Origin of the sequence: Allobosea sp. Tri-44, from assembly GCF_004123845.1 — a bacterium.
Taxonomy (GTDB): Bacteria; Pseudomonadota; Alphaproteobacteria; order Rhizobiales; family Beijerinckiaceae; genus Allobosea.
On sequence record NZ_NBDP01000036.1, the window covers coordinates 133621 to 157605 of the forward strand.

The 23985-nt window shown below is 63.2% G+C and carries 16 protein-coding genes; 11 read left to right on the forward strand and 5 right to left on the reverse strand.

Going from position 1 to position 23985, the window contains the following annotated elements; translation table 11 throughout:
• Positions 1-1501: 1501 nt before the first annotated feature.
• The 8 genes from B6S44_RS22015 to B6S44_RS22050 all read left to right on the forward strand — a co-directional run bounded on the left by B6S44_RS22015 (position 1502) and on the right by B6S44_RS22050 (position 13681).
• Positions 1502-3616 (forward strand): AAA family ATPase, encoded by a 2115-nt coding sequence (locus B6S44_RS22015; protein WP_129159027.1) that lies wholly within the window; start codon positions 1502-1504, stop codon positions 3614-3616.
• Positions 3617-3926: 310 nt separating this feature from the next.
• Positions 3927-4265 carry a DUF6634 family protein gene (locus tag B6S44_RS22020; RefSeq protein ID WP_206735217.1) on the forward strand — a complete coding sequence of 113 codons (339 nt, stop codon included), beginning with the start codon at positions 3927-3929 and terminating at the stop codon, positions 4263-4265.
• A gap of 350 nt (positions 4266-4615) precedes the next feature.
• Positions 4616-5326, forward strand: a complete 711-nt coding sequence (locus B6S44_RS22025) for a hypothetical protein (protein WP_129159028.1) — start codon at positions 4616-4618, stop codon at positions 5324-5326.
• Positions 5323-7689: a Mu transposase C-terminal domain-containing protein gene (locus tag B6S44_RS22030; RefSeq protein ID WP_129159029.1), complete on the forward strand. Its 2367-nt coding sequence runs from the start codon at positions 5323-5325 to the stop codon at positions 7687-7689. Before B6S44_RS22025 ends, B6S44_RS22030 begins: the two co-directional genes overlap by 4 nt.
• 12 nt (positions 7690-7701) lie before the next feature.
• Positions 7702-8337: an AAA family ATPase gene (locus tag B6S44_RS22035; protein WP_129159030.1), complete on the forward strand. Its 636-nt coding sequence runs from the start codon at positions 7702-7704 to the stop codon at positions 8335-8337.
• Positions 8334-8837: a hypothetical protein gene (locus B6S44_RS22040; RefSeq protein ID WP_129159031.1), complete on the forward strand. Its 504-nt coding sequence runs from the start codon at positions 8334-8336 to the stop codon at positions 8835-8837. Before B6S44_RS22035 ends, B6S44_RS22040 begins: the two co-directional genes overlap by 4 nt.
• Positions 8834-10723, forward strand: coding sequence for a TniQ family protein (locus B6S44_RS22045; RefSeq protein WP_129159032.1), 1890 nt, complete (start codon positions 8834-8836; stop codon positions 10721-10723). Before B6S44_RS22040 ends, B6S44_RS22045 begins: the two co-directional genes overlap by 4 nt.
• Before the next feature lie 21 nt (positions 10724-10744).
• On the forward strand, positions 10745-13681 hold the full coding sequence (locus B6S44_RS22050) for a TniQ family protein (protein WP_129159033.1): 2937 nt from the start codon (positions 10745-10747) through the stop codon (positions 13679-13681).
• Positions 13682-14190: 509 nt separating this feature from the next.
• Here B6S44_RS22050 and gyrB read toward each other — a convergent pair.
• On the reverse strand, positions 14191-16623 hold the full coding sequence (gene gyrB / locus B6S44_RS22055) for a DNA topoisomerase (ATP-hydrolyzing) subunit B (RefSeq protein ID WP_129159034.1): 2433 nt from the start codon (positions 16621-16623) through the stop codon (positions 14191-14193).
• A 120-nt stretch (positions 16624-16743) separates the two neighbouring features.
• Positions 16744-18582 carry a DNA helicase RecQ gene (gene recQ / locus B6S44_RS22060; RefSeq protein WP_129159035.1) on the reverse strand — a complete coding sequence of 613 codons (1839 nt, stop codon included), beginning with the start codon at positions 18580-18582 and terminating at the stop codon, positions 16744-16746.
• A gap of 200 nt (positions 18583-18782) precedes the next feature.
• Here recQ and B6S44_RS22065 point away from each other — a divergent pair, with 200 nt between their 5' ends.
• A complete protein-coding gene (locus B6S44_RS22065) occupies positions 18783-19226 on the forward strand; it encodes a hypothetical protein (RefSeq protein ID WP_129159036.1) in 444 nt (147 codons plus the stop codon).
• Positions 19227-19232: 6 nt separating this feature from the next.
• Here B6S44_RS22065 and B6S44_RS22070 read toward each other — a convergent pair whose 3' ends face one another.
• The 3 genes from B6S44_RS22070 to B6S44_RS22080 form a co-directional block, all read right to left on the reverse strand.
• Positions 19233-19793 (reverse strand): NADPH-dependent FMN reductase, encoded by a 561-nt coding sequence (locus B6S44_RS22070; protein WP_129159037.1) that lies wholly within the window; start codon positions 19791-19793, stop codon positions 19233-19235.
• A gap of 91 nt (positions 19794-19884) precedes the next feature.
• Positions 19885-20685 (reverse strand): class I SAM-dependent methyltransferase, encoded by an 801-nt coding sequence (locus B6S44_RS22075; RefSeq protein WP_129159038.1) that lies wholly within the window; start codon positions 20683-20685, stop codon positions 19885-19887.
• A gap of 134 nt (positions 20686-20819) precedes the next feature.
• A complete protein-coding gene (locus tag B6S44_RS22080; RefSeq protein WP_248309703.1) occupies positions 20820-21581 on the reverse strand; it encodes a Crp/Fnr family transcriptional regulator in 762 nt (253 codons plus the stop codon).
• Between the two features lie 122 nt (positions 21582-21703).
• Between B6S44_RS22080 and B6S44_RS22085 the strand changes: the two genes are divergently transcribed.
• Both B6S44_RS22085 and B6S44_RS22090 read left to right on the forward strand, forming a co-directional pair.
• The gene (locus B6S44_RS22085; protein ID WP_164985919.1) at positions 21704-23515 is read left to right on the forward strand and encodes an ABC transporter ATP-binding protein/permease; all 1812 of its coding nucleotides are present in this window, start codon (positions 21704-21706) and stop codon (positions 23513-23515) included.
• 110 nt (positions 23516-23625) lie between these two features.
• Positions 23626-23901, forward strand: a complete 276-nt coding sequence (locus tag B6S44_RS22090; RefSeq protein ID WP_129159040.1) for a hypothetical protein — start codon at positions 23626-23628, stop codon at positions 23899-23901.
• Positions 23902-23985 lie beyond the last annotated feature (84 nt).

Consider the following 23985-nt stretch of genomic DNA (forward strand, 5'->3'; position numbering starts at 1 on the left):
GATCCTGATGCGCACAAGAATGTCGCGGAGGGGCCTTAAGCGCGGCCGCAATCTGGCCGATCTCGTTCCTGCGATGCTGCTTCGGGATCGCGGTTTTGAGCCCCTTCCGAGATATCGCCCATCGCTTCGAGAACGGGCGGATCGGCAGCGCGATTGAGCGGTCGACGCTGCAAGGCTACGCCGCAGCCGATCAGAATGGACGGGCCGCCCCACCTTGCCTTCCGGCGCGGCAGCTGCCTGCCGGATCACAGTCGAAGTGTCCCCGCCGACCTTGCAGTTGCTCAGGCAGTTCGTTCGCCTCGACTACAAGGATAGATTTTGTAATCCTTTGAGCGACAGAGCCCGATTTCCAATTCGATCAACTGAGGATCGCGCGCAGGCATTTCCATGTCACCGAAGACAGAAGCACGACCACATAACCAGCGGAAACAAATGTCCCGTTCAGCGGTACCGAAAGCAGTAAAGGCCTCGCGCGGCTCTAACGGTATCACGCATGAAAGGCCTCAGACGATTCCAATGGGCGATTCATTCCTGAGTTCCGACTGGAATTTTAGCAGTGCTATAAAAATATTTCATCTTGGAAAGAATCGCCCTGCACCATTAACGGGGACAGGCTTCCTTCCCATGCCCCCAGATAGCCCAGTGCCAGGTTACGTCTGTCAGGCGGCTCGTGCCCTCCTCAATGTGTCGCAGGCTTGGCTTTGGCAGCGTGCCAAGGTCTCCCGGAAGACAATCAACGATTTCGAGAATGGGCTTGGATCGCCAAAAATTGCCTTGAATCTTCGGCTGCGGCGGGCGTTGGAAGAGGCTGGGGCGCAGTTCGTATGTGGTGAGGACGTGGTAGGGGTCGTGGTCTATTCGTCAAAGAGCAATACTGCTCAGAGGTCGCGCTCGGACAGGCCCCGCGGGGCGTAAATGATTTCTGCGTTAACCATAATTAGCTAAATTTGTATCATTAATTTTTTATCAATTGTATATTGATCTCGTTCGATGCGCTGTCATGGCCTCGGCGCGTCGATTGCGATCATCTGCAACGCAGTAATCATAGCTGGCAACCTTTAGGCCAACTCTCCGCAGTCCCCCAACAGCTGACTGGTTGTCCATGTTTCGCATGAAGCATGGCCCCCCGGGCGATTTGTCTTCGACGTAGCAATGGAGCCCTTTTCATGGCCACCCAGAGGCGCTTCCGCTTGGCCTATCGACTATCTCCGCATACCGCGCTGGGGCGACGTCGGCGCGATGCCGGTCGAGCCAGAGCTCACCGGTTGGCAGTGCGGATACGTACTGCAATTCCGCAACTTGGCGATGAGTATCTGACTGCCTTGTTGGATGAGGAGTTTGACGACCTCTCCTGCGAACCACGGCTCCTTGTGCAGTTAGCCAACCAACACTGAGGGATCGGGCGCCCACCGCAGCGGCTCTGCGGCGGCGGCGTGCCGAACCCGCTCGGCGAATTGCATCCAAACAATCTTCGACCGGCTGACGCCCCAAGGGAGTCATCATGCAGCGTAGAAAATCCCTCTCGGGAGCAATCAAGCGCACTCCAGCTCGTTCTGATCTGCTGGCGCGCGCTTACCTCGAAATCCTCGCCCGGGAGGCGGGAGCGAGGAGCAAGGCAATGCTTCGCGGTGAATATTCCGATGCGGCTTTGGAGCGCCTGATCGACGACCTCGAGGACGACGCCCGCGATTTCGCCATCTCGCCTCTCCGGCCAGATCTGGCGGCCGTCGCGATCTTGATGGCGCGGGCGATTGAAGGGGAGCCTGGATTGGCACGCTGCATTCGCCGTGACGCTCCAGTCGTGGTCGTGACCACCCATAGTCCCAGTCTCGTCGAGATGGCCAAGGAGGTCGCGCAGCTGTGCGTGCTTCCCTCGAACTCGCGAGTTTTGGAGATTGATTCGACGGCGTCGGTTGGGCCTCAGACGCGCGGGATTCTGGTGGTGCGTGACGGCACTGCGAAAGCCGATCGCCGGGATAAAGGCAATCGCGAGGTCGCCGCGGCGCTTCAGCATCGCATTCCCATTATGGGCATCGCGCCGGACCCTTTGCGGCACCTGCCTCAAGCGCTGACAAGGACGGCAGAGTTCAGACTTGCCCTGCCATCGCTCGATCAGGCTGCCATCGCTCTGGTGGTCGAGGCAGTGTCGGGATTTGCACCAACGCGTGCGATAGATCCCGACCTACTGCGCCTTATCGACATCGACGATCTTCCTTTGGCTTTCCGGTTTGGTCGTCGTGGTGACGACTGCCTCTCCGCCATCGAGGACGTCGTGAGAAAGAGGGGTGAATACCTCTTCGAGGGCCCGTCGCTGGCAGAGCTTGCAGGCTACGGCGCTGCGAAGGAATGGGGGCTCCAACTGGCCGATGACTTGACGGAGTTCAAAGCCGGCCGCCTCAGCTGGGCTGACGTCGATCACAAGGGGCTCTTGCTTTCGGGCCCTCCGGGAACGGGCAAGACGCAGTTCGCTCGTGCCCTCGCAAAGACTGCTCAGGTTCCGCTGGTATCGACTTCAGTCGCGGAATGGAATTCGGCCTCGTACCTTTCCGGCACACTCCAGGCCATCCGTGACGCCTTCTCGCGAGCCCGTCGTCAGGCGCCGTGTATTCTCTTCATCGATGAGATGGACGGGATCTCGGACCGATCGAAGATCCGCGGCGACTACATCGAGTACTGGACGCAGATCGTGAACCTGTTGCTGGAGCAACTCGCCGGCATAGAGGAGCGAGCTGGCGTCGTCGTGATTGCCGCGACCAACCATTCCGACCGTATCGACCCCGCGGTAAAGCGAGCTGGTCGGCTCGATCGAGAGATCCAGATCGAAAAGCCTGATACGCGTGCACTTGCGGAGATATTCCGGTTTCACCTAGGCCCCGAGCTGTTGAAGGAGGCTGACCTCATTCCTGTGTCGCTGGCATCGCGCGGAGCTACCGGCGCGGATGTCGAGGCTATGGTTCGCCGTGCGAAGGGGGCTGCGAGGCGGGGCCGTCGCGCGCTCACGTTGGAGGATCTGGTCGCTGCCAGAGACGGGGACATCCCCGCTCTTCCTCCAGACTCTCGGTGGCGCATCGCGATCCACGAGGCTGGCCATGCTTTGGCCGCTCGCGAACTTCAGGCCGGAAAAGTGGGTGGGATCTCGATCCACCCGGCCGGTGGATTCGTCGAGTTCGAGAGCGATCTTTCCGGATCGGCGACGTACGACCGTCTCCAGCGGGAGATTGCCGTGCTGTTGGCCGGGCGGGCCGCGGAGCAGTTGATTCTCGGTGATGCCGGCGCCGGGGCTGGGATGAGCCGCGACTCTGACATCGGTCGTGCGACCGGCCTCGCGCTGCTGATCGAAACGCAGTGCGGCCTCGGGCACTCCGGGGGAGCGTATCTGGGTGACGTCAAGGACCTGGTTTACGCCCCGTCGGTGCACCTCGCGGTCAACTTGCAGCTGAAGGAGGCTGAGGCACGAGCGGCCGAGGCCTTGGCGCCCAATCGGGAAACTCTATTGGCGTTAGCCCAGGCGCTCGACCGGCAGGGCTATCTCTCAGCAGCGGAGGTCGAAGCGCTCCTCCGCGGCAGGCACGAGCCTGAAGCAATCAATTCGTCAGAATTTGCGAGGTCCGCATGACGCATCTCGACCAAGTTCCCCATCATGACCGACAGCCCGCGTCGGTGCCCGAAGTCGAGGCGCTTCTACTGAAGGCCACCCACGATCTTGCTGCGACGCTTGGTGTGGAGCCTCAACAGGCTCTCCGCGCCCTCGCGACGGTGGTTCAACGGCGCGCAGACTTCGAGCGGCTCCGGGGGGCGGCCAACGCAATCTCAGCTCGTCTCGCGCGCTAGCGCCCTTCGAATTTCCTCTCCTGAGAAAATGCTGCGCCTCCTCAACACAGGAGGCCATCGCGGCTGCTGGCCTAGCGACACCGGAGGATCGGCTCGTGCGTGAACTGGTAGAAAAAATCACAGCGGCGTCTGCAGACCTACGGCGACTAGAAAAAGGCTGGCTTCCCTCGGGAGCGGATCTCAGCAGCGCGGTAACCCTCGAGGGCTGGGTGATCGGCGTCGATCCACAAACCAATCAGACGGTCTTCTGGGGGCGATCGATCGGGCACCCCATCCTTGGCGATCGGTTGATCATGACCAGTCCCGTGCTGTGGGTTAGCAAGGACCGGACGATCGCGCGCACACTGAGCCGTTGGTATCGCTTGGGAAAGCCAGCGGAGCTCGCGCTCCATCCGTGCGGCTCTGATCCGGACGATCAAGAGCCAGTTGGCTGAGCCGCGGTGCCGGTCCGGGAGGCAGAGTTCCGTCGCCGCATGATCGGAAGCTCCAAGCCATGCGCCAACTTCCGGATTGAAGGATTGCTTTAAGGATACGCGATCAAGTCCAGATAGTGGTGCTTGGAGCGTTCACTCAATTAATGATTGAGTCAGAATCGCTGTCGTACGCCTGTATGCACAAGAGCGGCGAGCGAGCGCACATTACCTAGCGTAATTTGTATTGTATCGTGCCTCTTAGAACAAAACGTTCTAGGAATAATCTGCAATTTCTCAATTGCGGCCACCAGAAATCTGCACGCGATCAGCGTGAATCAGATCGAAAACTTATGGGTTTTCGGGGGGTAGACATGGAAGTACTAACAAGAGCGACGGCTGTCGACCCGTCGAAAGCAAGTCGGAACGTCGTCACCGGCTCGCGTGACAACTTCACGGGCTATTTTCCGTCACGGAAGAACGGGCGGCTGATCCAGTACGAGAGCCTGCTTGAGCAACGGATGATCCGGCTCATGGAGGCGGACAAGCATATCGTCGAATACACCGACCAGCCGAAGGCCAAGGAATGGCGTGACGGTTCCTACCGCACGCGGTGTTCCACCTTCGACTTCGAGTACATTGCCGACGACGGGACGGTCACGATCGTCGAGGTGAAACCGTGGTCGCGTGTCCAGAAGAAGGGCTTACTTGAAGAGTTTGCGTTCGCGCGCTTCGAGCTCGGGAAGCAGGGCTACAATTTCGAGCTTTGGACCGACCGGGAACTCAATGCCGGCGTCCGGCTGGCGAATGCTGAGATTCTGTCGTCTTCCGACACCGCATTCTCTTCCGACGAGCTCCTGATCCGTCTTCGGAATGCGATCTTCCACTTCGGTGACCGGGCGACGGTCGCTCAGCTGCGATACGCGCTGGATGGGGAAGCCCGAACCAACTTCGCGTGGTGGGGCATCGCCCGGCTTATCGCGCGCGGCGAATTCATCCTGTGCACGCCCGACGCGCCCCTCGACGACAACGCCATCGTTTCCGCCTTCCGCGCAAGCGACTCCCCGAAAGGAGCTGCCGGATGAATGCGCCCTCTTTCAACCTCCACACCGGTGACGCCATTCGCGTTGGCGCTGACTGGTGGGAAGTCCTGCACCGATCCCGCAACGAGGTCGCTCTCCGTCTCAGCGGGACGTTCACGACGCGCACCCTTTCCAACGGCGAGCTCGTCGACGCCTACTTCAAGCACGAGATTGAGATCCTCCGGAAAGCCCTGGGAGCCGGACTCCCCAAGGGCATCGATGAGATGATCGCCCGCACCTTCGAGACCATCCCTCGCCAGTGGCAGGAGGAGGCGCTTCGGCGGCTGGACTTCGTCGAGATCACCCATCGGCTATTCAAGCGGTTCCGCGGAAAGCCCGGTTGGGCCATGCGCCCGGGAAAAGGTGAAGGCTACGAGAAGGCGGCACTTGTTGCTGCCCACATGCGGCAGAAGCGGCAGGCTGATCGTCTTGGTATCCGTCGCTCGGAGGTCGGGAAGGAGACGGTGGGCGCGTCGACCCTCCGAGCCTGGTACACACGTTGGCGCAAGGCTGGCTACGCCCTGGGAGCCCTTGTGCCACTGCACGAGAAGAAGGGCGTCAGCACTCCGCGGATGGATGAGATCGTCGTGCGGATCATCGCCGACGTCGTGCGCAGCCGCTACATGACCCTGGAGCGTCTTCCGCTACGCATGGTCTATCAGCTGATCTGCGCGGAACTGATCAAGAAGAACAACGAGCTCAAGCAAGCCGATCCATCCTTCGAGGTCCTGCCGCGGCCCAGCGAAATGGCAGTCCGGCGCTGGATCAAGGAGTATCTCACGCCGTACGAAATCACGCTCGCTCGTGAGGGCAAGCGCGTTGCCGACCACCGCTTCAAGCTCGCGAAGCCAGGCCCGACCGCGATCCGGCCGCTCGAAGTGGTCGAAATCGACTCGACGCTTATCGATGTCCTGGTGATTTCACCGGGCGAGGCCAACCGGAACGCTCCGCTCAAAGAGCGCCGGACCGAGCGGGTGTGGCTCACCCTCGGCATTTGCCGCGCCACCCGCATGATTTTCGGTTGGGCATTCTCCCGCGACAAGCCGGATTGGTCTGCGATCATGGACCTGCTCCGGATGGGTGTGCAGCCCAAGGACCTGGAGGGCGCGGATCTCAAGACCGATTGGCCGGTCCTCGGCGTGCCAGAAGTTCTGGTCCTAGATAACGCCAAAGAGTTCCACTCGCATTCTATGCGTGCTGCCGCCGGGCAGTTGCTGATGGAGCTGCGATATACGCCCCGGCGCAAGCCTTGGCTGAAGGGCCGGGTCGAGCGGTTTTTCCGCGAGGTCAGCTCCGATTTCGTCGTCCCGATGCCGGGCCGCACGTTCAACAACGTCGTGAAAAAGGGCGACTACGATTCCAAGGGGCTGGCGATCATGTCCCAGGAGAAGCTCGAAGAGCTCTTCAAGATCTGGGTCGTGGACATCTATCACAACCGTCCGCATGCGGGATTGCTCGGAAAAACGCCGCTCCAGGCGTGGGAAGACCTGTCGGGCTTCGGGGTGCGTGTCCCGCCGAAGGCATCGGACCTCGATTCTCTGATCGGGCTCGTCGTCCCAAGGACAATCCAGCGGCGCGGCATCGAGTTCATGGGGCTGATCTACAGCTCGCCGGACCTCATCCAGCTGAAGCGCCGCGGCGGACATCTCGGTCGGCAGTACCTGGTCAAAATCGATCCTCTCGATCTGACCGTGATCCTGGTGCTGAATGAGACGGGCAAGGAGTGGGTGCCGATCCCCTGCGTCAAGGCCGCCGAGGTCCAGCACATCAACCTGGCAGTCTGGAAGGAAGTCGTTGCGATCGCTCGCGCGAAAACAGCAGCCGGCCAGCGCGTCGCCTGGGAAACTCTGCACGAGACCCGAGTTCGTATCGAAGAAGAGCTCACTGCCTTGGCAGGCACGATGTCCGCCGAGGACCGCCAGCGTCACAAGCTTCTCCGCCGGCAGTCGAAGAAGGACTACGAAGCGATCCTTGCAGACGTCGAGACCGTGAACTTCTCGGTCGCCGTTGTGCCCGGCGCCCCCGTGCAATTTGACGATATTCCGGAGGACCTCGAGGTCATCGAGATGGTCCCCCTGAAGCCGGTCAGCGAGGCCGGGGGCGTCCCGCTGGAGGAGCGCGATCCCGAGGCTCATCGCGAGGAGACGCTGCGGGAGACCACGGCGATTAGCGAGGACATCAAACGCCGCGAGCGCGAAATGCGCGAAGCGGTGGCGTTGACCGAAGAGCATCTCAACTCGGCTGGGAAGCTGCCGCCTCCTGCAGCGGCGCTGATTGGAAAGCCTGCAGACAGGGCTGCGCCGCTCCATCCCGTGGTGGCGGACTACGACGATGTCTCAAATTTCATGATGTCGGAAGACGATTGAGGGGGATTCCAGATGAACGTGGCTGTCAAAATCAACCCGGACGATGCTTATTCCAAGGCTCCGGATTTCGAGGAGCGAGCCAAGAAGGGCGGTCGTCACGCTCAGATCGCAGCGCTGGTCAGGGGTAGGCACGAGTCGAGCCCTCGCGAACGAGCCACCGAGTGGTTTCGCCGTATGCGCATGATCGAAGTTCCAACCGGGACTTGGGCCCAAGCGCGTGATTGTTTCGATCAGATCATCGCGGGGCTCGGCGAGGAAGATGAGGGCAAGGCATTCGCAGTCGACGGCCCCACCGGAGCTGGCAAGACTCACATCTTGAGGCGCCTTAGCCGGCATAAGAGTCTTGAACAGATCGAGACCGAAGATGGCCCGCTGAGACCCCTGCTGAAGGTGGAAATCCCTGCGGCCTGCGATCTGCGAAAGCTGGGCGTGCGCATGCTTCGTCGCATGGGTGTTGGAGTGGCACTGGCCGAAGACGCCGGTGAAGGCGACGCCGTAATCACGAAAGGGCTCCGCCTCGACCCCGAAGATGTTTGGGACGTCGTCCGGTCGCAGATCATGGCGCAGGGCGTCGTGGTCGTGATCATAGATGAGATCAATAACGTGTTCTCAAACCCAAGAGTCATGAGCGGCTCCAGATCGCCATGAAGTTCAAGGAGATGCTAGCCGACAAGGAGTGGCCGGTCTCTCTGGTTTTGGCAGGGGTCAAAGCAGCTAAGTTCGTTGAGGAATACAACGAACTGCGCCGGCGCACTCCGATAATCGAGGTTCGCCGCCTCGACAATGCTCGTCGTCAGCATATGGCGATTCTGCTGCAGAACTTCGAAAAGAAGCTAGGCTTCGCGGAGAAGCTTGATCTCCACCTCGGTGACTATCCGGAGCGGATGATTCATGCGACCGACGGAGAGGTCGGCCGCGTTGCCGATCTCTTCAAGCTTGCTGGGGTCGGTCCCTGGATGGCCGGCCGGTCAATGACCGTGCAGGACTTGGCTGCGGCTGCGGAGGCGATCGGGCTCTGCGACGTGAAGTCCAATCCTTTCCGTGTGGCCGACCTGTCGAAGCTGAAAAAGAAGAAAAAGTCCCTTGAGGACTATGATCGAACGCTCCTGCGGGGGAACCAGCGTCCTTCGGTCGAGGATAGAGAGTGAGGCTCGCAACCCTCCCGGTTCGCCCGATTCGTCATTCGGGTGAACCGGCCTACGCTTATTGCGCGAGGATAGGGGCGACGAACGGCCTGAAGACGCTAACCGACTGCGGTTACGTCTTTGGCTTCCGGTCATTCGAGATCATCCAGGGCAAAGGCCTAGAATGCGTTGCGGAACTGGCGGGCCAGGATATCGCTGCCTTGTCGTTCGACACAGCGAAAACCGCTCCTGACAGCGTTGAGCTGCGCGGCGAGCGACTGTTCAGAAGGCAGTGGAGCATCGCTTCACATTGCAAGGTTTGCCCGGGATGCGTTCGTCAGGACGTGGCGACGCCTGAGCAGTTTCGCCGGCGCTTTCCGAGAGCGTGGCGCCGGACCTTCTGGGACCTAAGAGCCATCGATGTATGCTTGGAGCATTCAGCGCGACTCATCGACGCCTGTGAAGCATGTGGCGAAGCTCTGTCCTATGAGAACGCCTCGGTCGGCCGATGCCCGCTGGGGCACGACATAGCGCGGTTCATCTGTGAAGCGGTTCCGGAAGGCGAGACGCTCGGAGCTCGGTATATCATGGGCAGGCTCGGCTTCGCGGACCGGGTAGCCTCTGCACTTCTCGATGACCTCGAACTGGGTCGCGCGATCACGACGATGGAGGCCGTGGGACGAGCCGCCATGGGGATAGAGCGGTTTGCCGAGGAGGCTTCAAACGCTTCGTCCGGTGCGATCCTCTCTGCAGGCTTCAATGCCATGCAGGGACTGTCTGAGCGGCTGCCGGTGATCCTAGACGGACTCGTTGCTCTGTCCGGGCAGCGCCCCTGGCGATGGGGCTTGCTGAAGGCTTATGGCGAATTCTACGAGTGGGTGATGGACGAGCCGCAATCTGCGGTCGCCCATGCGTTGCGTGCTGGAATTGTGGAGCACGCGCAGGCTTCGGACCAGGTCACCTTCAAAGCCAATACCAACGTCGCCGGCGTGGTGATGGCGACCTCGAAATATGTTCCGCTGGCTGAAGCGGCGGCGGAATGCGGCATGGGCACTGAGCGCTTCCGTCGTTTCTGTGAGGCGCAGGGCGTTCTCCCGAGCGCGAGGCTTCGCCAGGGGGAGAGTGCACGGATCTCCCGAGCGTTCGTGGATCAGTTCAAGGACATGGTCTCCGAGTGCTTCAATGCCACCGAGCTCGAAATCGCGCTTGGAGTGTCGTCTGCAGCCGCCAGGGCCATCGTCGATGCTGGCCTTGTCGACCCGATCCTCCCGGCTGAGCAGCGCCGTGAGCTCAAATTCAACATCGCGCTCTTTTCCGTCCAATCGGTTCGCAGGCTGATTGACGACCTCGCGGCAAGGATCGAACTGAGCGGAGAAAATCTCACCGCTCTGCCAAAAGCCGCTGCGACGGTGCGATTTGCTACGAGCAAGGCCGTCGAACTCGTCCTGTCGGGGCGGCTGTCTATCAGAGGCTACGACGGCAGCGCGCCAGGGCTTCAGGCTTTTCTGATCGACCGCTCCGAACTCTCGAAGGCAATCGGCAAGCAGCTATCCGATGAATACGTGCCGATCACGGTTGCGGCGGACCAGATTGGCATCAAGGGCGAGACCGCTCGGGCTTTGCGAGATCACAACCTACTCGACACAACCCGCCATCGAAACAGCCTTCTCGTGCGGCGGGACACCCTCCAGAAATTCGTCGACGACCACGTGACGTCGCAAAGCCTCGCAGCCAAGGGCGGCTTCGGCTCGGCAAGCGCCGCGACAAAGCAACTCAAAAAGGTCGGCCTCAGTCCGATCTTGCCTGTCGAGCTCGCTCGGCAAGCCATTTTCCGTCGGTCTGATGCCGAGGCGGCTCTGGATCGATGGCATCGACTCGAATCTGGCGCACCACGCGCTACCGAACACTGACTGGCCGATGGGATTGTGAGCATGAGGATCAACTACGTTGCCGTTTATCCCGCTCGTCAGGATGGGGAACCTGCATACGCCCATTTGATGCGTGTGGCTCAAGCCAACGGCGTCAAGCGCGTTGCGACTCTGGCGACAAACCTCGGTCTGGAATCATATCGCCTGCATATGCGGTCGTCTCTGGAGACGATCGCGCACGTCGGCCGCTCGGATACGGTCAGCCTCGCGCATGACACGGCCACTGATGATCGCGACATCGTCACCCTTCGCGGAGAAACGCTCAGACGCGGTACGCAGTGGGCCTCGCTTGGCATCCGGCGTGCTTGTCCGGCGTGCTACGCCGAGGACAAGAGGGCAGTCGAACCCTATAAGCGCCGGCTGCCCCGGGCGTGGCACCGGACCTGGTGGGACGTGACCGCGGTCACGGCTTGTCCGGTCCACTATTGCCGGCTGATCTCCCGCTGCCCGCAGTGCTCCGAGCCATTCGATCCGGGTCGCGGGTCGATCGATCGATGCCCGAATAATCATGACATCAGCCGTTTCGAATGCGTTCCGGCCGACGCTCAAGAGGTTCGGTCGTCAGCGTATATCGTCGGGCGGCTGGGCGGGGGACCGCGCATCAATGTGCCCGCTCTCGACGACATGCCTCTGCACTGGGCGATCGAGACCATGGAGGTGATCGGCTACGCAGCAACAGAACGTAGCTTCGTAAAGCAGCACGGCGATAGCCGAGGAGCGTCCAGCCAGTCGTGCGGCATTGGGCTGTCGGTCGTGGAGGATCTCGGTATCGCTGCTCCCAAGCTCGTTGCGGGGTTGAGGGAGGGGGCTCATACGGTCCGGGGCTCCGGCAAGCAGAAGGCTTACGGTGGTTTCGACACGTGGGCGTTCGGACTTCCCGACGGCGCACTAAAGCGCCACCTGACCAAGGCCATCGAACGGGATATGGCAGCCGCTGGTATCGGCAGGGCCATTCGCATCGTGCCAGTGGAAGCCTCCGGGATCAGTCTCTCCAAGGCGGCGCAGATGATCGGGACAAATGTCGACTGGGTTCGACGTGTGGCTGTCGAAAAAGGGTTTATCGAGCCGCGGAGGCGCTGGAAGGGAGCGCCAATCACTTTATCAGAGCAGACTGTTGAGATTCTCCGGCACGAGAAGGACGCTTGGCTGAATCTCGAAGAGACCGCGGCTCGGTTGCGCGTTGATGTTTACGCCATGCGGCGATTGCTGGACGCGGGGCACTTGGACGGAATCACCTCGGAAAACCCCCGGTTCGAAGCCACCTCCGGCGCGCACCAGTGGCGGATTTCGCCGGAAACAATCGACGGCTTCATTGCCAAGCTGGCGGGCACGCTAGACGAGAGCGTGAGTCCATCTTTGTCGTTAATCGAGGCCAGCTTCGCCGCATCCAAGAGTCTGACTCGCGTTGTGGGCTTGATCCTGCGGGGGCATCTTTGTGTATGCGCCATCGACGAGGCCGCCGAAGGCCTGGCTCGCTTGAAGGTCCGCGTCGTCGACATAAAGACGGCGTTGCAGAAAGATCGCGGGGATATGCGCACCTTCCTCGAGGCCAGCGCTGAGATCGGGCTTACGCCGGCCGCGGCGAAAGAGGTCCGCGATGCTGGCTACCTCCCTTTCACAAAGACGGGGCGCCGGTATGCCGTGTCGAAACAGGACATCGATGAGTTCAACGACCTCTACACGACATCCAGCAAGCTTGCAGAGAAGTTCGGTCTGCTGGGCTGGCAATCGGCGGATCAGCTGCTGAGAACCATAGGTGTCAAAGCCGTCGGCGACCGGGATTTCGCAAAGCGCTTCATCTACCACCGTAAGGAAACCGAGGAAGCAATTCGGGGATGGTCCCAGTCCGAAACCAAGGCCGAGTCGTATTCCGCCGGCGGATGGCTGACACCAAAGCATGCCCTCAATCAGCTTCAGGTTCCTTACATCCTGGGGATGGAGCTCATAGCGGCCGGTATTCTGCCGAGTGAAGATAACAGTCGCGGGCGGCGCCTCAGCGAGGAAGCTGTCAGCGAGTTTCGTGCCCGCTACCTCACCACTGTCGAAGCCGGAGAGCTCCTCGGCTGTACCGCCCAAAAGGCAATCAACCTGCTCCGCGAGCAGAAGCTGGTGGCTGGTCCACCGGACTACTCGGGGTATTTGTACGAGCGGAAATCCGCGTTGGAGGCGATCGAACGCCTGAACTCTGTGGTGGTAGAGGAGCCGCCGCGCTTCGAGTTCGACCCCGACGAGCACATCACTGCGTCCCAGATCACGGAACTCGTTGGCATCAATCGCGACACGATCACCTTTCTGGAAAAGAAGGGACTTCTCTCGTCCGCCCGACAGGGCGGCCAGTTCTATTTTTCGGCGACCCAACTCGCCGCCTTCCGTGAGCGATATCTAGGCGGAAGGGACGTCGTTGAGGCGCTGGCGGCGAACACCAAAGACCCTGGGATGAACCCAGTTTGGTTCTCGAAGCGCCTCGGGCTGAAGTCGGCCTTCGGCCCTCCCGAGATCAAGGCCTACATTTTCAACCGCGACGAGTTCGTGGAGGCAGTCCGCCAGTACGAAGTCGAGCGGCAAGCGGACGAAGATCGACAGGCGAAAATCGCAGAAATCCCCGTCCTCCTATCTCGGGATGTAGGAGCGAGGCTCAGAATCGTCTCAAAATTGATGGCCAATCTGGTTAGAGCTGGCATCCTTCGAGGCGAAAAGCGCGGCCTTTCCGTCGTCTTCACCCTTGAGGAAGTCGAGCGGTTTGAAAAAACCTACATCCTGGCTACGGAAGCCTCGGAGCACATCGGCAAAAAGGGCTCCATGACCGCGGTTGCCGCTCTGCAGCGGCTGGGCGTGCCTCCGATCGCCCCGTATTCAGAGCTTGGAGGCTACATTTACAATCGGGAGCAGGCTCTGCGTGCCCTTGATGGGCTCACACACAATCTTTGGTCAGCGGCCTGAGACGTAAGTCCCGAGCAATGCGGAATCCCAACTGCCCGGATCCGGATTGTCACGGCGCCTTCTTGGTACGCTTCTGCTTTCGAGCGTGTGCGCGTAGTTCGCGCACCCGTTGCTTACTGGCGTCGGCCAGTTGGGCATGATTGCGTTCACCCTCCTGGGTGAGCGCAACCGACGCCTGCCTTTTCAGAGCCGGTTTCCTCTGTTCCGGCGATTGTGACGGCCGCTCGGTCAATTCTCGTTCCAATCAATAGGGCGGTCTGAGCTGCAACTACCGTGGCCTCATGTCAGTGAGACACACCGCTGACGATGCCGGGAGGCATCGTCAGCGAGCTCAAGCCACGAACTGATCAGGTCACGCCCGGGTCGGCCCAGTCAGCTCCCACATCTGCTCGATACTCGCGCCGCCTCACTAGCGGCCCCAACGACCTGAGTCGATGATCTACGTCATTTGAGTCCGGATACCTGGCCAGAGAGTCAGGCTTTAGGGTGCCCCTACAAGCGGCGCGGTCTCAGGTATCGACCGTCGCGTTCAGCGCGTTGGTCTGGATGAATTCGCGGCGCGGCTCGACGACGTCACCCATCAGCTTGACGAAGAGGTCGTCGGCCTCGTCGTTCTGGTCGTTCTTGACGCGCAGCAGCGAGCGCACGTCGCGGTCGAGGGTGGTTTCCCAGAGCTGGTCGGGGTTCATCTCGCCGAGGCCCTTGTAGCGCTGCAGCGAAACGCCCTTCTTGCCGATGGCGTTGACTGCGTCGAACAGGTCGCTCGGGCCGTTGACGAGATGGTCGTCGCCCTTCCGGCTGAGCACGCCCGGCTTGGCATAGGCTTCCCGAAGCGAGACGGCGGCGGCGGCGAGCTTGCGCGCCTCCGAGCTGGCGAGCAGGCCGGCATCGAGCGCTGCGACCTGCTTCACGCCGCGCACCAGCCGCGAGAAGATGAAGGCGCCATCGGCCACCTTGCCCTCCCAGCCGCGCTCGATCTCGTCCGAGACGGCGTCGAGACGGCGCGCCACATAGGCTGCGGCTTCGGCAAGCTGTTCCTCGCTCTGATCGATCTGCGGACGCAGGGCGCCGGCGATCGCGGTCTGCTCCACGACGCGCCGATCATAGCGCGAATGCAGTTGCGCCAGCGTATTGCGTACGCCGCGCGCCTCCTCGATCAGGGCGCGCAGGTCCGGGCCACCGCGCTCCGCCCCGTCGCCGGTGCGGAAGACCGCGCCGTCGAGCGCGCTCTCGACGAGGTAGTCCTCGAGCGCACGCTCGTCCTTGAGATAGGTCTGCGACTTGCCGCGCGCTGCCTTGTAGAGCGGCGGCTGGGCGATGAAGAGATGCCCGCGGTCGATCAGCTCCGGCATCTGCCGATAGAAGAAGGTCAGCAGCAGGGTCCGGATATGGGCGCCGTCCACGTCCGCGTCGGTCATGATGATGATCTTGTGGTAGCGCAGCTTCTCGACGTTGAAGGCGCTGGAGTCCTTCTCGTCGCGGCCGATGCCAGTGCCGAGCGCCGTGATCAGCGTCCCGACCTGGTCGGAGGACAGCATCTTGTCGAAGCGTGCCCGTTCGACATTGAGGATCTTGCCGCGCAGCGGCAGGACGGCCTGGTATTCGCGGGCCCGGCCCTGTTTGGCCGAGCCGCCGGCCGAGTCGCCCTCGACGATGAAGAGCTCGGACTTGGCCGGGTCTCTCTCCTGGCAATCAGCCAACTTTCCTGGGAGAGACGCGATGTCGAGCGCGCCCTTGCGGCGGGTGAGGTCGCGCGCCTTGCGGGCGGCCTCGCGGGCGGCGGCGGCCTCGGCGACCTTACCGACGATGGTCTTGGCCTCGTTCGGATGCTCCTCAAGCCAGGTCGAGAGCGCCTGGTTGACGACGTTCTCGACGACCGGGCGAACCTCCGACGAGACCAGCTTGTCCTTGGTCTGCGAGGAGAACTTCGGATCGGGCACCTTGACCGAGACGATCGCGGTCAGGCCCTCGCGGCAATCGTCGCCGGTGAGCGAGACCTTCTCCTTCTTCGAGATGCCGGAGGTCTCGGCATAGCCGGTGACCTGCCGTGTCAGCGCCGCGCGGAAGCCGGCGAGATGGGTGCCGCCATCGCGCTGCGGGATGTTGTTGGTGAAGCAGAGCACATTCTCGTGGTAGCTGTCGTTCCACCACAATGCGACGTCGACGGTGATGCCGTCTTTTTCGTTCGAGAGCATCACCGGCTTGGAGATGATCGGCGTCTTGGCGCGGTCGAGATAGCGCACGAAAGCCTCGACGCCTCCGTCGTACATCAGCTCTTCGCGCACGACCTCGGCATGGCGGGCATCGGTCAGGACGATGCGCACGCCCGAATTCAGGAAGGCGAGTTCGCGCAGCCGGTGCTCGAGCGTCTTGTAGTCGAATTCGATCATCGTGAAGGTTTCTTGCGACGGGGTGAAGGTCACCTCCGTGCCGCGCCGGTCGCCGGCCGGGCCGACGATCTTCAGTGGCGCGACCGCGTCGCCATGGTGAAATTCCATGAAATGCTCGTTGCCGCTGCGCCAGATCCGCAGCTTGAGCGAGACCGAGAGGGCGTTGACGACGGAGACGCCGACGCCGTGCAGGCCGCCCGAGACCTTGTAGGAGTTCTGGTCGAACTTACCGCCGGCATGGAGCTGGGTCATGATGACCTCGGCCGCCGAGATGCCTTCTTCGGTGTGGATATCGGTCGGGATGCCGCGGCCATTGTCGGACACCGTGACCGAACCCTCTGCGTTCAGCGTCACCGTGACGAGGTCGGCATGGCCGGCGAGCGCCTCGTCGATGGCGTTGTCGACCACCTCGTAGACCATGTGGTGCAGGCCCGAGCCGTCATCGGTGTCGCCGATATACATGCCGGGGCGCTTGCGGACCGCATCGAGGCCTTTGAGCACCTTGATCGAGTCGGCGCCGTAGTCTTCGGCGCCGTTGGTGACGTCTGTCATGCAGGGGGTCCTTCGGCGGGCGAGCGTGGCGCCCGCGATCAGCTTGATTCGTTTACCGAATATAAGCGCTCAGGATGGCTTTTTCACATGCGCACGCACGCGTACGCGAGAGTGGCGGATTTAGCCAGAGAATGTCGCGATCGCATCCAGGAAAACCTCGCCGTACTGGGCGAGCTTGCGTTCGCCGACGCCTTCGATAGCCCGCATCTCTTCGAGGCCGAGCGGGCGCTCGCGCGCCATCGCAATGAGCGTCCGGTCGGTGAAGATGATGTAGGCGGCGACGCCTTCCTCGCGGGCGATGCTCAGCCTGAGTTGGCGCAGGTGCTCGAACAGGGCGGCGATGTCGCCGTCGAGTCCGTCGGCGCGTGCCGCCTCGCGCTGGCCGCGGCGCGAGCGCCGTTCGGCAAGCGGGTCGACGCGCAGCGCGATCGGCTCGCGGCCGAACAGGATGTCCTCGCCCTTCGCCGTCAGGCAGAAGCCGCCATGCTCGACGCTGGCCTCGGCAAGCGCACCGGCGGCGAAGAGCTTTCGCGTCAGCGCCATCCAGGCGCCCTTGGACTTGTCTGTGCCGACGCCGAAGGTCTTCAACCCGTCATGGTTCTGGCGGCGGATCGTATCGGTAGTCGTGCCGGTCAGGATGTCGGCGAGGTGGCCGGCGCCGAAGCGCTGGCCCGACCGGATGACGGCCGAGAGCAGCTTGCGCGCGTCGAGCGTGGCATCGGTGAGTTCGGGAGTAGCGGGTCCGCAGAGGTCGCAGCGGAACGGCGCATCGCCATGCCGACAGGGCGTGACGGCCTCGCCGAAATAGGACAGCAGGGCCGAGCGCCGGCAGAGCGCCGATTCGCACAGGTCGATCATCGCATTGAGGCGCTTGTGCTCGATGCGCCGGCGTTCCTCGTCGATCTGCTTCTCGTCGATCTGGCGGCGGCGCAACGCCATGTCGTCGACGCCGTAGAGGGTCAGCGTATCCGCGGGCAGGCCGTCGCGGCCGGCACGGCCGATCTCCTGGTAGTAGCTCTCGATCGAGCCTGGCATGTCGGCATGGACGACGAAGCGGACATCCGGCTTGTTGATGCCCATGCCGAAGGCGATAGTGGCGCAGACGACGACGCCGTCCTCCTGCAGGAAGATGTCCTGGTTGCGGTTGCGCTCCGCCTGCTCCAGCCCGGCATGATAGGCATAGGCCTTCCAGCCCTTCTCGCTCAGGCCTGCAGCCAACCGCTCGGTGCGCCCGCGCGAGGAGCAGTAGACGATGCCCGAGCCGCCGCGATGGACCTTCAGGAAATCGTCGATCTGCCGGCGCGGCTGCTCCTTCGGCGCGAAGGCGAGCTTCAGGTTAGGCCGGTCGAAGGAATGGATGACGAGATGCGGCGGCGCCGGGAACAGTTGCTGGGCGATGTCGTCGCGCGTCTGGCGGTCGGCCGTCGCCGTCAGTGCCGTCACCGGGACGTCGCCGAGCGCCTCGCGCACCTTCGAGAGCAGCCGGTACTCCGGGCGGAAGTCGTGGCCCCATTGCGAGACGCAATGCGCCTCGTCGATGGCGAGGCGAGTTACGCCCAGGCGGCGCAGGCGGGCGACCAGCCCCTCTCCTGCCAGCCGCTCGGGCGAGACGAAGAGCAGTCTGAGCTCGCCGGCGTTGAGCTTCGTCCATGCTTCGCTCGCCTCAGCTTCGCTGTTCATCGAGTTGAGCGAGGCGGCGGAGACGCCGGCGCGCACCAGCTGGCCGACCTGGTCGCGCATCAGGGCGATCAGCGGCGAGACCACCAGCGTCAACCCGCCGGCGACCAGAGCCGGCAGCTGGTAGCACATCGATTTGCCCGAGCCGGTCGGCATCACCGCGAAGACATCGCGGCCGGCGAGCGCAGCCTCGATCACCTCCCATTGCCCGGGGCGGAAATCATCATAGCCGAAGACCGACTTCAGGATCGCGCGGGCTTCTGATTCGCGGGGCGACGACATGGCCCGGATGTGCCGGATTCGCGCAGCGAAGGCCAGCCGCCTTGCGATTCCGTCCCCGGTTCCCGCAAGCCCGCTTGATCGGCCGCGGTCTGTGCCTCACGCTGCGGCAGCCCGGCAAGGAGGGTCATGATGCGCCTGCCCTTCGTCGCCCTGATGGTTGTATTGGCAGCTCCAGCGCACGCTCGGCCGTTGAGCGCGAATTGCCACCTAAGGGAAACGCCTGCTGGGAGCGCAGCTACGATGCCGCTCATCTCGCCAGCCATCCCCGGCAGAAGGTCACGCGAATTCGGCTGCTGCACAGCCCCCGGAACTGGCAACCGGGCGAAGGCGGCAGCCTCTACGTCATGCTCTACATCAACCTGCGCGAGCGCGTGAACGCAGGGCAAAACTTCGACTATCAGCTCAGCGGCTTCTGCCGGGCAGCCGGGCAGAGCCTGCGCTGCGTGCCCGAATGGGAGGCCGGCAGCTGGCGGATCGAACGCGGACCGAACGGGGCGCTCGACATCCGCAATGCCGGCATCACCGCCAATCCGAACCCCTATGATGCCGAGGAGATCGCTGACGATGCAGTCAGTATTCCAGCCAAGCCCGACGACGGGCTCTGGCGCCTGTCGCCGGCAAGCGGGCGCTGCGAGATCGAGTAGCCGGGCTCAAGGATTGAGCGCCGCCACCTTCACCAGCCGCGCCACCATCTTGTCACGCATGCCGCGCAGCCGCTTGTCGGTGAAGTCGCCGTCTTCGCCATAGGCCTTGTCGGCGCCGTTGACCGCCAGCATTTCCGGCACCAGCAGTGCGCCGAAGCCGAGCTCGAGCACGGTGCGTAGCTGCGTCAGGCAGCGATAGGTACCGAGATTGCCGGCCGAGGCGCCGCCGATGGCGACGACCTTCTCGCGCAAGCCTGGCCCGCCGGAACGGACGATGCTGATCCAGTCGAGTGCGTTCTTCAGCGCCGGCGGGTAGCCGGAATTATATTCGGGGCTGGCGATGAAAAGCCCGTCATGGGCGTCGACCAGGGCTGCCAGCGCCTTTGCCTCGCCGGGCGGGTCGTTGTCATAGGCGCGCGCGTCGATCAGCGGCAGCGGATAGTCGCCGAGCGAAATCTGCGTCACCTCAGCGCCCGCATCTGCGAGATTCCCGGCGATCAGGGTCGCGAGCCGGGCATTCATCGAGCCCGGCCGCCAGGAGCCGGCGAAGACGAGGATTTTGGGCATGGTCACTCCGACTGCGCGGCCGGAGCGAGCGCCCCGGATTTTTCATCGCGCGATGTCGAAGCGATGCAGGGCTTCCGTCAACCCCGCGCTGTCACGGCTTGGCGCGGCGATAGACCCAGACGCGCGCCGGCGGGATGTTGCGCAGCACCCAGTCGGAGACCTGCGCCTTGAGATGGGAGCCCTTGCGCGGCACCGGCGAGATCACCGCGTAGGTGAACTGGATGAAAGGTGCGCCGGGCTTGAGCACATTGGTGAAAGCGTCCTGCACCAGCTCCGTCCGTTCGGCCGGCGGCTTGTTGAACAGCGGTAGCGAGGACACTACTGCGCTCGCTTTTTCGGTCAGATGCCCGGCGAGCGTCGCCGACAGCGCATAGGCATCGCCCTCGATGACGGTAGCCTGCGGGAAACGGCGGCGCAGCAGCTCGCAGAATTCCGGGCTGTACTCGACCAGGATCAACCTGGACTCGTCGATGCCGCGCGCGATCAGCGCCTCGGTGACCGGGCCGGTGCCGGGGCCGATCTCGACCACCGGCCCCTCGGCCAACGGGTCGACATAGGACGCCATGCGCCTGGCCAGGAACGGGCTCGAGGGTGCGACGGCGCCGGTGCGGCCGGGCGAATCGATCCAGGATTTGAGGAAGCGGGCATCGTCGCTAAAACGCGCCTTGGCCTCGTCGGCCGCCTTGCGGACGCGCGATTTGAACTTGTCGGCGGTGTTGCGGACCTCGTCCTCGACCTTGTAGCGCGCCGCAGCGACCCGCAATCTCGCCTCGGCGACGCTGTCGACGAGATCGGCGGCGGTCAAACGCACCTCGTGCTCCAGCCGCGCGGCGACGGACGAGCGTCCGAGGCGGGTGGTGCGCAGGCGCTGACCGGAAGCGGAATGGGCCATCCAGAACCTCAGTTTGGCGACGGAAATGGCCCGCGCCGAAGCGACATGACAATGCCGTGACGTTACGCCGCTGTCATATGGGGTCAAGAGCAGGCCGAAGCCAGCGATTTCTCAAGCGTCGCGGAGCGAGGCGCTCAGAATAGCGGGCGCGGCTGCAATTCGCTGTCGAAGAGCAGCGCCATGCGTTCCGTCAGCCGCGGGTTATGGACAGTGAGCCGGCCACGTTCGAGCGAGAACATCCCGGCCTTGCGCAGCCGGGCCCAGGTCTTGCTGGTGTGGACCAGCGACAGGCCGAGCGCATCGGCGAGCTGCTGCTGCGTCAGCGGGAAGGCGAAGCTCTTCTCGGCGACCAGACCAAGCGCCTCGGCCCTTCGATAGAGCGAGATCACCAGTGCCGCGATCCGCTCTTGGGCGCTGCGTTGGCCGACCGAGGTCAGGTTCTCGTCGATCAGGCTCTCCTCACGCGATCCGAGCCAGGCGAGCTCATAGGCCAGTGCCGGCATCCGCCCGAAGAATTCATAGGTGCGTCGGCGCGGGAAGACGCAGAGCTCGACGTCGGTCAGCGCCTCGATGCCGTGCTGGGCGGCGCTCAGCAGCGAAGCCTGAAGCCCGACGAGATCGCCTGGCAGGAGGAAGTTGAGGATCTGCCGGCGCCCATCCGGCAGCGATTTGTAGCGGAAGGCCCAACCCGAGAAGAGCGTGTAGAGCTCGGCATCCTCCTGGCCGGGATGGATGATGTCGGCGCCGGCCGGCAATTGCCGGTGGTCGAGCTTCATTGTCTGGATGAAGCGGATTTCCTCGTCGGACTTGTCCTTGAAGGCCGGCTTCAGCCGCAGCGGACAGGCAAGGCAGGACGGGCTGCGGTGATTGCGATGATTGCTCGATGCGACGATCACGCCGGGCTCCCTCGCCCGCCCGGAACTCACGGCGAACGCTTGCGTTTTCTGTTTGGCGCGAAAGCCGCTGCTTAGCAATCGCGCTCCTTCGTCTCACGGCAGAATGCTCTGGAGGCCATCGCATGAAAACACCCGCCTCCGGGTTGCGGCGCTCGCGCCTGCGCCAGTTCTTTCGCGTGGCACGGCACTTCTGGACCGGGAAGAGCCGGCTGCGCGCCTGGGTGCTCACCCTCGCAGTCCTGCTGTTCGTCGCTACCCAGCTTGGCGCGGCGGTCGGTGTCAACGCCTGGAACCGGCTATTCTTCGACGCACTGGAGAAGCGCGACCTCGACAAGGTCTGGACGGCGGTCGGCTGGCTGCCGCTGATCGTTGCGGCGTCGGCAGCGTCGTTGTCTTGCCTCGTGATCAGCCGGATGCTGCTGCAGATGCGCTGGCGCGAATGGCTGACATATCGCCTCGCCGGCTGGTGGATCGCCGACCAGCGCTATTACCGGATGCAGTTCGTCGCGCCCGACCAGAGCGCGCCGGAATACCGCATCGCCGAGGATGTCCGTCTCGCCATCGAGCCTCTGGTCGAGTTCGCGATCGGGTTGCTCAGCGCCTTCGTCACCGCGGTGACCTTCGCCGCGATCCTCTGGCAGGTCGCCGGCGCGGCGCACTTCACGATCGGTGGGTCTGAGATCGTGATCCCCAGCTATATGGCGATCGCCGCGATTATCTATGCGGTCATCGCCTCGCTCGCGGCCTATTTCGCCGGTCGGCCTCTGGTGCCGCGCATCGCCGCCAAGAATGAGGCCGAGGCGCAGTTCCGCGCCGAGATGACGCGACTGCGCGAGAACGCCGAGAGCATCGCCCTGATCAAGGGCGATGCCGACGAGCGCGATTCGGTCGGAGAGAACTATGGCCGCATCGTCGCCGCCTGGCTGAAGGTGATCCGGCAGCAGGCGGTCATCGCCATCGTGCTCAACACCAATGGCGCGCTGTTCCCGATCGTGCCGTTGCTGCTGATCGCGCCAAAATACCTGTCGGGCGAGATCACGCTCGGCGCGGTCATCCAGGTCGTCGCCGCCTTCAGCGCCGTGCAGGCCGCGTTGATCTGGTTTGTCGACAATTTCGTCCGGCTGGCGGAGTGGTTCGCCTCGGTGACCCGCGTCGACGAGCTGGCGGAGACGCTGGAGGCGCTGGATGTCGGCACGATCATGGACGGCGAGACCCGGATCGAACTGGGCGAGAGCGAGGACGGCGCGATCCACATCGCCGATCTTTCGATCGCTCACAGCAACGGACGGATCGTCATCGCCGATGCGTCCGTGGTGATTGCGGCCGGCGAGAAGGTGCTGATCGCCGGCGAGAGCGGGACGGGCAAGAGCACGTTGATTCGGGCGATCGCCGGCCTCTGGCCCTGGGGCTCCGGTTCGATCAGGCTGCCGCCCGGCAAGCGCATCGCCTTCGTGCCGCAGAAGCCCTATCTGCCGATCGGCACGCTGCGCGACGTGATGCTCTATCCGGAAGCTGAGAGCCGCGTCGACGACGAGGCAGTCAGGGATGCGCTGAAACGCTGCGGCCTCGCCTCGCTCGGCCAACGACTCGACGAAGAGGAGCGTTGGGACCAGACCTTGTCCGGCGGCGAGCGCCAGCGTGTCGCCTTCGCGCGGCTGCTGATCCAGAAGCCCGACATCATCATCATGGACGAGGCGACTTCGGCGCTCGACGAGGCCAGCCAGGACTCGCTGCTCGGCCTGATCGAGAGCGAGCTCTCCTATGCGACGATCATCAGCGTCGGGCATCGGCCCGGCCTCGAGGATTTTCACGAACGCAAGATCACCTTCGAGAAGCGCGAGGCTGGCGCGCATCTGACCACGAAGCGTCTGACCAGGTCGCTCTGGCGGCTGTTTCGCCGCCGCGAGGCCGCCAACGATCAGCCGTCAGCCTGAAAAGAATTCGGATCGCCGCGAATTCCACGCAAACCGGAACAAGTCCCCGCCGAACGGGTTGAGAAGCCGTCCCCGCCTTGAAGGGCGGTCACACGAACGGGAGAGCGAAGATGACCACCGCCAGCCTTGCCCCCCTCAAGCGCGCTGCCACCTTCTTCGGCGGCATGGCCTTGGTCGTGACCGCGCTGACCATGGGCGCTTCGATCCAGAACGGCTTCGGCGAGAGCTCGGAAGCGGTCGCCCAGGCTAAGATCCAGCGTGGCGCTCCGGCCGACGTCCAGTTCGCGGCGGTCAACCCGGCCGAGATGCGCCGTGACTTCGCCCACCGGGTCGTGCCGACCTCGCAGCGCGAGGCCAGCCTCAAGGGCAATACCATCCTGCGCTGATCCGAAACTTTGGCGGAACCGATCCGCCGCTCGCGCGTAGTCTTATGTGACCGATCAGCAAAGCCGCCGCGAGGCGGCTTTTTG